General features: G+C 55.5%; 8 protein-coding genes. 7 read left to right on the top strand and 1 reads right to left on the bottom strand.

Features of this window, described 5'->3' with window-relative positions; translation table 11 throughout:
* The 4 genes from CIK74_RS11245 to CIK74_RS11230 all read left to right on the top strand — a co-directional run.
* Positions 1-581: extracellular solute-binding protein (locus CIK74_RS11245; RefSeq protein WP_141392934.1), on the top strand; the 581-nt coding region annotated here is incomplete at its 5' end.
* A gap of 6 nt (positions 582-587) precedes the next feature.
* The gene (locus CIK74_RS11240) at positions 588-1,628 is read left to right on the top strand and encodes a sugar ABC transporter permease (RefSeq protein ID WP_096256303.1); all 1,041 of its coding nucleotides are present in this window, start codon (positions 588-590) and stop codon (positions 1,626-1,628) included.
* A 29-nt stretch (positions 1,629-1,657) separates the two neighbouring features.
* Positions 1,658-2,497, top strand: coding sequence for a carbohydrate ABC transporter permease (locus tag CIK74_RS11235; RefSeq protein ID WP_096256310.1), 840 nt, complete (start codon positions 1,658-1,660; stop codon positions 2,495-2,497).
* 49 nt (positions 2,498-2,546) lie between these two features.
* Positions 2,547-4,877, top strand: coding sequence for a glycoside hydrolase family 3 N-terminal domain-containing protein (locus CIK74_RS11230; protein WP_096256302.1), 2,331 nt, complete (start codon positions 2,547-2,549; stop codon positions 4,875-4,877).
* Between the two features lie 904 nt (positions 4,878-5,781).
* Here the strand turns inward: CIK74_RS11230 and CIK74_RS11225 are convergent.
* Positions 5,782-6,633 carry an HAD-IIA family hydrolase gene (locus tag CIK74_RS11225; RefSeq protein WP_096256301.1) on the bottom strand — a complete coding sequence of 284 codons (852 nt, stop codon included), beginning with the start codon at positions 6,631-6,633 and terminating at the stop codon, positions 5,782-5,784.
* A 160-nt stretch (positions 6,634-6,793) separates the two neighbouring features.
* Here CIK74_RS11225 and CIK74_RS11220 point away from each other — a divergent pair, with 160 nt between their 5' ends.
* The 3 genes from CIK74_RS11220 (at position 6,794) to fbaA (ending at position 10,137) form a co-directional block, all read left to right on the top strand.
* Positions 6,794-7,426 carry an RNA methyltransferase gene (locus CIK74_RS11220; protein ID WP_096256300.1) on the top strand — a complete coding sequence of 211 codons (633 nt, stop codon included), beginning with the start codon at positions 6,794-6,796 and terminating at the stop codon, positions 7,424-7,426.
* A 116-nt stretch (positions 7,427-7,542) separates the two neighbouring features.
* The gene (locus CIK74_RS11215) at positions 7,543-8,922 is read left to right on the top strand and encodes a M23 family metallopeptidase (protein WP_141392933.1); all 1,380 of its coding nucleotides are present in this window, start codon (positions 7,543-7,545) and stop codon (positions 8,920-8,922) included.
* A 192-nt stretch (positions 8,923-9,114) separates the two neighbouring features.
* Positions 9,115-10,137 carry a class II fructose-bisphosphate aldolase gene (gene fbaA, locus CIK74_RS11210; RefSeq protein ID WP_096256298.1) on the top strand — a complete coding sequence of 341 codons (1,023 nt, stop codon included), beginning with the start codon at positions 9,115-9,117 and terminating at the stop codon, positions 10,135-10,137.

The following is a 10,137-nucleotide window of genomic DNA, read 5'->3' as shown; positions in this document are numbered from 1 at the left end:
GATGTCCCGATAGAAAACAAGAGCCATTTAATCCCGGATTCCTTTCCACTCCGGCACAGTCCGGCCCAACCTCAGCCTCAGGCCTGCTAGCCACCGAACGAGTAGCCATGGAATTGGCGGGCCACTGGGAACCGGGCATTATGCAGGGACTCACCGAAGACGGTAAAGGTCTGGGTGATGACACCGGATGGTTCCCATTCCCAACAATTGACGGCGGTGCCGGAGCGCAGGATGCACAGCTCGGCGGCGGCGACGCATGGGGTGTTTCGCAAGACGCTCCGGACGAAGCAGTCGACTTCGTCAAGTACCTGCTCTCCGATAGCGTGCAGCAAGGCTTCGCGAAGCTAGATATGGGACTGCCTACTAACCCGGCGGCCAATGACTCAGTGGCAGACCCGGCCCTCGCCTCGCTGCTCAAGGCCCGCGATGAATCCCCTTACGTTCAGCTGTACTTCGACACCGCTTTCGGCGCCTCCGTTGGTGGAACGATGAATGACGAAATCGCGTTGCTCTTTGCCGGACAGTCCTCACCAGCAGACATCGTCGCTAAGAGCCAAGACGCCGCAAATATGGAGAAGTGATTCTCGGTGACAGAAGGGGTCAAAGTCGTTTCTGCCACCGTACCGGCCAGGCAGAGCACGGCTGCCGAAGCTCGGCCGCGGAACACCGCGGCCGAGCGTGGGAGCCGATCGCCAAAACGAAAACTACGCGCGCCGGCGGATAAGCGAAAAAACCTGGAGATCCTGTTCTTCGTCACTCCAGCGTTGTTGCTCATCGCGATGTTTATGTTGGTGCCGATCATTCAAGCGGTGCGGTTCTCCGTCTATAACTGGAAAGGATTCGGACCGCTTGTAGACTTCGTCGGCCTGCAGAACTACGTCAGGGTGCTACAAAACGAGGTCTTCACCGACGCTTTAGTGCATAACCTGGTCATCATTGCCGGATCGATCATCATCCAGCTGCCGCTGGGGTTGGCGATCGCGTTGTTGCTCAACCGCAAGATGAAGATTCAAGGGTTGCTGCGCACCATCATCTTCGTACCTTACGTATTGTCCGAAGTAATCGCCGGCGTCGTATGGTTCCAGCTCTTGCAGCCACAGTACGGGTTGATCGATACCGTATTGGCTAAACTCGGCATTCAGGGTCCTGCGCAAGGTTGGCTAGGTACGCCAGACCTGGCGCTGTGGACTGTGCTCATCGTGTTGACCTGGAAATATCTAGGTCTCGCGGTGATTCTGTTCCTTGCTGGACTGCAAGGGGTGCCGGATGAACTCTATGAGGCTGCGCAAATTGATGGAGCCTCATGGTGGCAAATCCAACGCAAAATCACCATCCCATTGCTGGGGCCAACCCTGCGCACCTGGGGTTTCCTCTCGATGGTCGGTTCCTTGCAGCTCTTTGACATGGTCTGGATTCTTACCGGCGGCGGGCCAGCAAATTCCACGACAACGATGGCCACATTCCTCGTATCTGAGGGAACCAAACGACAGAACTTCGGCGTCGCTTCGGCTGCATCGGTGATCTTGTTTATCGTTGCGCTGATTCTCGCCGTCTCTTATCAGCAGTTCATCCTCAAACGCGATACTCAGCCCGATACTTCGCGTAAGCGAAAGAAGGTGCGTCGATGAGCACTGCAACAACCTCAATAAAACCCGCTATGAAGACCAAAAAATCTCAGGGTAAATATGGTGGAAACGTACTTGTGTACGCGCTTTCCCTAGCAGTGGTAGCACTGACCCTAGGGCCGGTGCTTTATGGGGTACTTGGTGGGTTTCGTACCAATGCGCAGCTAGCCCAAGCGCCCGCGGCACTACCGGAACCATGGGTACTGAGCAATTACACCGGGGTACTAAACAACCCAGAATTCTGGCGTTATGCCCTGAACTCTACGATGATCGCGGTGCTCACCACGGTGATTGTGGTGGTTTTTGGAATCATGGCGGCCTACCCATTGGCGCGGTACCAGTTCAGGCTTCGCGAACCGATCTTCATGGTCTTCGTGCTGGGCCTGCTCTTTCCCGCCACGGTGGCAATCGTTCCGTTATTTATCCTGATCTCCCGAGATTTGAACCTAGGCAATACCTGGTGGGGCGTCGCCTTGCCGCAGGCAGCGTTCGCACTACCGATGACGGTAGTCATCCTGCGCCCCTTCTTGATCGCGTTGCCTCAAGAACTAGAAGAAGCGGCCCAGCTGGATGGAACCAGTCGCATCGGTTTTTTCTGGCGCATCTTATTGCCGCTATCTGGCCCGGGCATGGTCACCGTAGGCGTACTCGCCTTCGTGGGCTCGTGGAATGCCTACCTGCTACCGCTGTTGCTACTCCAAGGTGAGATGCGCACCCTCCCGTTGGGCGTCGCAGACTTCTCGACCGAGCACTCTGCAGATACCGCAGGAGTCTTTGCCTTCACCACCTTGGCCATGATCCCCGCGCTGATTTTCTTCCTCGCCATGCAGCGCCGCATTGTCAGCGGCCTGCAAGGAGCAGTCAAAGGCTAAGGCCTCGCGGAAACACTTTTCGGGCTAATGCCCAGTACTAAGGACCAAAATGAACATCGCAGAAAGCACGTGGCGTAACGCTGCACTGTCCATCGCAGAACGAGTCGACGCGCTGATGGGCGAAATGACCATCGAAGAAAAAGTGAGCCAACTTGGTTCCTATTGGATTCGCCCCCAAGAAGACAACGACTCTGGCGAGGGAAACGTTGCACCCATGGAAGACACCTTCGTTGATGGGGTGAGTTTCACCGAAGAAATTCAGGATGGTCTGGGACAGATCACTAGGGCCTTCGGATCGTTTCCAGTGACCCCGGCTGAAGGACGCGACAAGCTGGCACAGATGCAGCGCGAGGTGACCGCAGCCAACCGCTTCGGTATTCCAGCTTTAGCGCATGAAGAATGCCTGACCGGGTTCACCACCATGGCGGCAACCTGCTACCCAGCGTCGATCGCTTGGGGTGCAAGCTTTGACCCGGCTCTAGTGAATAAGATGGCGCATCTTATTGGCCAAGATATGAAAAAAATGGGTGTTCATCTCGGTCTGTCTCCGGTCTTAGACGTGGTCAGGGACTACCGATGGGGCCGTGTGGAGGAAACCATGGGGGAGGACCCACACCTGGTCGCCGAGTTGGGAACTGCCTATGTGCGGGGGCTACAGTCTGGCGGCGTCCATGCGACGCTGAAACATTTTGCCGGATACGCAGCATCCAAAGCCGGTCGCAATCACGCACCGGTTTCCATGGGAGTGCGTGAACAGGAAGACGTTGTCTTTCCACCCTTCGAACGAGCCATCCGAGAAGGAAAAGTTCATTCGGTAATGAACTCCTACTCGGATCTTGATGGCGAAGCGCCGGCAGCGAGTCATCGCTTATTGACGCAGATCCTGCGCGAACGGTGGGGTTTTGAAGGTACTGTAGTTTCCGATTACTGGTCGATCAGCTTCTTGCAGGGAATGCATCAGGTTGCCGAAACCTTGAATGATGCCGGAATCATTTCGCTATCTGCCGGGATGGATGTGGAACTTCCCGAAACCAACGCCTTCCGTAATCTGGGCCGCGCAGTTGCCGAAGGAAAACTAGAGCCCAGCATCCTCGATGAAGCCGTACGTCGAGTACTCACGCAGAAAGCTCAGCTGGGACTGTTGGACTCCGAGTGGTCCCCCGAAGCACAGTGGGCTGGGTCCGACGTTGACTTGGACTCATCAGAGAATCGAGCCCACGCACGAAAAATGGCCGAAGAGTCCATCGTGCTGCTGAAAAACGAGGGAGTTCTTCCCTTGAAAAACCACGCATCGGTAGCCGTCATTGGGCCATCGGCCAGCCAACCGCGAACTCATCTAGGCTGTTACTCCTTTACGAATCATGTGCACTCACGGTATGCCGCAGATGATGATCATGGAATTGCGATGCAATCTATCCTCGAAGCGCTCCGCGACGAACCGGCTCTCAGCGATAGTCGCTTCAACTATGAGCGTGGCGTCGATTTTACGCATCCAGATGTTAGCGGCATCGACGCTGCGGTAGAAGCAGCCCGCGCTGCAGACATTGCGGTAGTGACGGTGGGAGATCTGGCTGGACTCTTTGGCCGGGGAACTTCCGGCGAAGGTTGCGACGTGGTGGATCTAGCTCTGCCCGGCAAACAAGTCGAGCTAGTCGAAGCGGTACTTGCCACCGGAACACCGACGGTACTGGTGCTGGTCACTGGCCGTCCCTATTCCTTAGGGCAGTTCGAGTCTCGGGTTAAGGCCGTCGTGCAGGCATTTATGCCTGGTGTTGAAGGCGGCCCGGCTCTCGCATCTGTACTCAGCGGCGCGGTTAACCCGTCGGGGAAGCTGCCTGTGCAGATACCGGACCACCTCGGTGGCCAGCCCGGAACATATCTCACCGGACAGCTCGGCTGGAATAACGACGGCGTATCGAACCTTGATCCGCGGCCGCTCTACCCGTTTGGACATGGAAGTTCATATACGAACTTTGAGCTCAAAGATCTGGAATTATCAACCACCGAAATTTCCTCGGATGCCGCAGTACTCATCAGCGCAACAGTCTCCAACATTGGTGATCGCGATGGTGCCGAAGTAGTGCAACTTTATCTTGATGACAAGGTGTCACAAGTAGTTCGCCCACGGCTCTGGCTCGCAGGCTTCGCCAAGGTCCGAGTGGCTGCCGGGGAATCGAAGCGGGTGGAATTTGAACTACACGCGGAACGTACATCCTTTACCGGAGTATCCGGGCAGCGTGTGGTGGAACCAGGAGTGTTCGGCGTGCGCGTCGGTTCCAGCAGTGAGGACCTGCCGTTGGCAGCAGAATTCCGAATTACTGGGCCATTGCGCGAGGTCCCCGAAGGTCGAGTAATGGATACCCCGGTCAGGGTTAAATAAGAGTACTTCCGCTGTGTCCATTCATATGTGAAGGCCACGTCCCACCCAGTGTCTCTGCGTTGGGTGGAACGTGGCCTTGCTAGTATTTATCGGCTTTCTAAACCGGGACACTTGGGAATGCATGTCAGCGAGATGTTCGAGGAAACTGCACCACCATTTTGGATGCGGTACAGGCTTAGGTGGGCATGAGTCAGGGAAAGATGATCGAGATTGTCTGGGACTACATTTCATGACATAGATACAAGCTGATTCGTGCAGAGATGGCGCAAGAACCAACCTTGCAAGATATTTATTTGATCAGTTTTGTGGCGTACGCATCGGACCAAAACCCGCTTGAACATGTCTGGAACGATGCGAAAAACGTGATCAATAACAGGTAGCGTGATGTTTTGAGCCCGCTGTTGCACCGTTTGAAGCGCAGGTGCGTTCGACGGTTTTGACTACAAAGTCTGATTTGGTAGCGACTTCTCTTGAAAGTTGGAACCATATCAGAGGTGAAAGAGAGTATTGCCGACAGCTCAATTCGTCTCAAATGAATTCAACTTTTCGCCGGTATAAAGAAAATGTCAGTAAATCTTGACCGTATATATCGGCGTAGCCCGTAGCCGAGCTCCGTGCGCGGTCGTACTGGTGGAGTCTTAGATTTTGAACTTCATAAGAAGTGATTTGACGGTCACCGGCCGAGCGTCTGATTCCGTTAGAAAATATCGATGACGTGATTATTGCTGCTCTTCATCGAGGCAGAGATAACTAAAACGGCGCACCCCTTGAAGCGGCGACAGGCCTGTATCAGGGCGCAGACTCGAATTCTGCAAGGTCAACTGGAGAAGACGACCCTCTGTATCGGGGTATCTCGATACAGAGGGCCAAATTCTCAGTTTCTAATACGGCTTAGATTTTGTGCTTAGTCCTTGGAAGGCTTCGCGTCCTTCGTTGAGCCATTGCCTCCGTCGGCAACCAGTTCAGCGTGAATGTTCGCCACCGATGAGAACTGGAGGTCTGGACGGAATGGGAAGGTATCAACGTCACTGGCCGAGGTAATGCCGGTGTGAACCAGTGCGGTCAACAGGCCTGCTTCCATGCCCGCGATAATGTCGGTATCCATACGGTCACCGATCATCGCAGTGGTTTCCGAATGTGCGTCGATTCGGTTCAACGCCGAACGGAACATCATAGGGTTTGGCTTGCCCACCACATATGGCTCGCGGTTGGTTGCGCGGGTGATTAGTGCGGCCACGGCACCTGTTGCTGGTAAGAGGCCCTCAGCCGAGGGGCCAGTCGCATCCGGGTTGGTGGCGATAAAGCGCGCTCCACCTTCGATTAACCGAATTGCTTTGGTGATGGCCTCGAAGGAGTAGGTGCGAGTTTCACCAAGAACCACGTAGTCCGGCTTCTGGTCCGTCATGATGAACCCGGCGTCGTGCAAGGCGGTGGTCAGTCCGGCTTCACCGATAACGAACGCGCGTCCACCGGGACGCTGGCGAGCAAGGAATTCTGCCGTTGCTAATGCCGAGGTCCAGATGTTCTGCTCCGGAACGTCTAGTCCGGAGGCCAGTAGGCGAGCACGCAGGTCACGTGGGGTGTAGATGGAGTTGTTTGTCAGCACCAAGAAGCGCAAGTCATTATCGCGCCAGTACTTCATGAGCTCGGCGGCACCCTTGATGGCCTGATTTTCGTGGACTAATACGCCGTCCATGTCGGTCAGCCAGGTTTTGATGTCGTGAATAGTGCGTGCGGCACGAGTTACGGTCGTCACGAGGTGTTATTCCTCCTTGGGCAGTGATGGTGGGACGTATCGTCATCGATCAACTTCCCTGATGTTTAAAGCCTACACAGCAAACAACAAGAACGCCGTGAACGTGGACACCTCGCAGAACAACTACCCTTAAAGGGTGAACGAAGAATCTGTTGAACCCATGGTAGACCCAGCAGCTGCACACATCATTGGTGTCGGCCCCTGGGAAGGAGAGCTACCCACCGAAACGCACTACGACCCCGAGCTATTGGCGGAGGGCGATAAGCGCAACGTTGCCGACAAGTACCGGTACTGGTCAATGGACGCGATCATTGCAGATCTTGACGAACGCCGCCACGATTTTCATATCGCTATCGAAAACTGGCAACACGATATGAACATTGGCACCGTGGTGCGCTCGGCTAATGCGTTCCTCGCCAAGGAAGTACATATTATTGGCCGTCGACGCTGGAACCGCCGCGGAGCGATGGTCACCGATCGTTACCAACACGTACGCCACCATGCCACCGTGGATGAATTTGTAACCTGGGCCGAGGGAGAAGGGCTGACAATTATCGGGATTGACATCTTCCCCGACTCTGTCCCGCTAGAAACCTATGATCTGCCGCGAAACTGCGTTCTGGTCTTCGGTCAAGAAGGTCCAGGGCTTAGCCCCGAGGTGCACGCGGCAGCAAAAGACACACTTTCAATAGAGCAGTTCGGTTCAACTCGTTCGATAAATGCTGCCTCAGCAGCTGGGATAGCTATGCACGCGTGGGTTCGCCGGCACGTCTTTGGGCAACGTATAAGTTAACAAAAGTCTAAACATCTGATTTTTAAGCAGAAGTTTACTCGAGCATCTGGATTAGTTGCCGAATTCAGCTTAGGCTAGGCCTTGGTTATGCATTCGTGATCTGGGAGCGGCTTGTAGTGAAACGGCGACATCAGGTAAACCACGACCTACTACTTATCGGATTACCCCGAAAAAGGAAACGTCTGGTCGTATGGGCTACCTCTGTGGTGGCCGCTATAGGACTCACCGGAGCGCTCGCAATTCCTATCGTTGCGCAGACAGCAGATAACCGTCAGGGCAATATGCCCATTGCAATCGAAGCAAACGCCGAACAGGCAAATTTCAGCAATTCGGTTTATGTCAGTCAAGATGCACCTTTGAACGCTTTCGGCGGATCGGGACATGCGCTTGCCATTGATGGTCGCCCGCTAGGCATGGTTGAGGGAGCGGCGGAATCTTCCGAAGAAGCAGAATCCGAAACTGAGACGGCATTGTTGGCCGGAGCCGTAGGCGCCATTGGTCAGCTACCCGGTGGCTTGCAACTCATGCATCCGGTCCCAACCCGCCGTATCTCCAGCCCTTACGGCTGGCGCAGCAACCCTACCGGTGCTGGAAATCAGATCCACATCGGTCAGGACTACCCAATTTCTTGCGGTTCCCCTGTTTACGCCAGTGAAGCCGGACGGGTTATTGTCTCCGGTTGGCACGGGCACTCGGGTATGCGCGTGACCATTGATCACGGAAACAACGTGCAGACCGGCTACAGTCACAACTCAAAGCTAGTCGCCAAGATTGGCCAAGAGGTCAAGCAGGGTGAACTGATCGCGCTCGCCGGTACTACCGGGAACTCGACCGGCTGCCACGTGCACTTCGAGGTCATTGTTGATGGCCGTTGGCACGATCCACGTAACTACCTTCCAAATATTTCTGGACAGCCAAACGCAATGATCGATTCGACCCGTCTGACGGTCAACTCGAACAGTGCGCCTAAGGGCAACGGATCAAACGGTCCACAGTCTCAGGCTCCAAACCGTGACCAGGGCGCGAACCCTGACGTGGTGGTACCGGAGAACGACACCCCAGTGGTGCCGAAACCTAAACCAAAACCTAAGCCAAGCCCGAGTGATTCAAACTCGCCGTCGCCTACTGAGTCCAAATCTCCGTCACCGAGCGATTCGAACACTCCTTCACCGACCGATACCAAGTCGCCATCGCCGACGGACACAAAAACTCCGTCACCGACCGATGGCACTAAGGATCCTTCGCCGCCGGAAGGCTCGGAGTCTCCAACGGACGGTAAGGACACACCGTCGCCGAAGCCTTCGGTACCGGAGACGGAAGCACCTCCAACTTCGCCAAAGCCAAAACCTTCGGCACCTCAGCCGGAGAAGCCTGAGTCCAATACTCCGCAGCCGCCTTCAGACTCGAATTCCGGTGGGTCTCAGAGCCCTGTGGCTCCAAAGCAGTCTGGATCTGCAAGCAACAATGTTCAGACCTCGGAGTCTGAAAGTAAGTAGCAAGTGAACGTATACCGCGGGTGTTAGCCGGCTTCTGGTCCGGGTAACATCCGCGGTTTGTTCGTTAAATCGGTGGCAACTCGTGTCACGTTCAGAGATCTATGCCACGTCAGGGCCTGCTGCCGATAGGATGGGGTGAGAAACGCCGTCAACGGCGACGCGTCCACCCTCGCTAATCACAAGGAGTGAAGCATGCCTATCGCAACCCCCGATAAGTACAATGCAATGATCGATGCCGCCAAGGCTGGCGGTTACGCCTTCCCGGCGGTCAACGTCACCAGCTCGCAGACCCTGAATGCCGCAATCCGCGGCTTCGCAGAAGCTGAGTCAGATGGCATCATCCAGGTTTCCACCGGTGGCGCAGCCTACTGGTCCGGTGCCTCCGTCAAGGACATGGTCACCGGCTCGCTCGGCTTTGCCGCCTTTGCACGTCAGGTAGCTAAGAGCTACGGCGTGAATATTGCGCTACACACCGACCACTGCCCAGCGGACAAGCTGGACAGCTTTGTCCTGCCACTGCTTGCTGCGTCTGAAGCAGAGGTCGCCGCTGGCCGAGATCCTTTCTTCAACTCCCACATGTGGGACGGCTCGGCAGAGACTCTAGAAGAAAACCTACGTATCGCAGCAGAATTGCTACCACGCACCGCTGCTGCCAAGCAGATCCTCGAAGTTGAAATCGGCACCGTAGGTGGCGAAGAAGATGGCGTAGAGAACGAAATCAACGAAAAGCTGTACACCACCGTTGAAGACGCCATGGCGACCATCGAAGCCTTGGGCACCGGCGAAAAGGGTCGTTACATCACGGCCTTGACCTTCGGTAACGTGCACGGCGTGTATAAGCCAGGCGGCGTGAAGCTCCGTCCAGAGATCCTGAAGGACATTCAGGCTCAGATCGGTACGAAGCTGGGCAAGGCTAACCCCTTTGACCTAGTCTTCCACGGTGGTTCGGGCTCCTCCCAGCAGGAAATCGCAGATGCTGTTTCCTACGGCGTGATCAAGATGAACATTGATACCGACACCCAGTACGCGTTCACCCGCCCAGTTGCCGGCCACATGTTCGCTAACTACGACGGCGTGCTGAAGGTTGACGGCGAAGTCGGCAACAAGAAGACCTATGACCCTCGCGTTTGGGGCGCCAAGGCTGAAGAGTCCATGGCTGCTCGCATCGTCGAAGCATCGCGTCAGCTAGGCTCCGCCGGAAAGTCGCTGAAGTAA

The sequence above is a fragment of the Glutamicibacter sp. BW77 genome, assembly GCF_002332285.1.
In the GTDB taxonomy this organism is placed as follows: domain Bacteria; phylum Actinomycetota; class Actinomycetes; order Actinomycetales; family Micrococcaceae; genus Glutamicibacter; species Glutamicibacter bergerei.
Note: the sequence above shows the minus strand (reverse complement) of the source record. Positions and strands in the feature narration are given on the sequence as shown.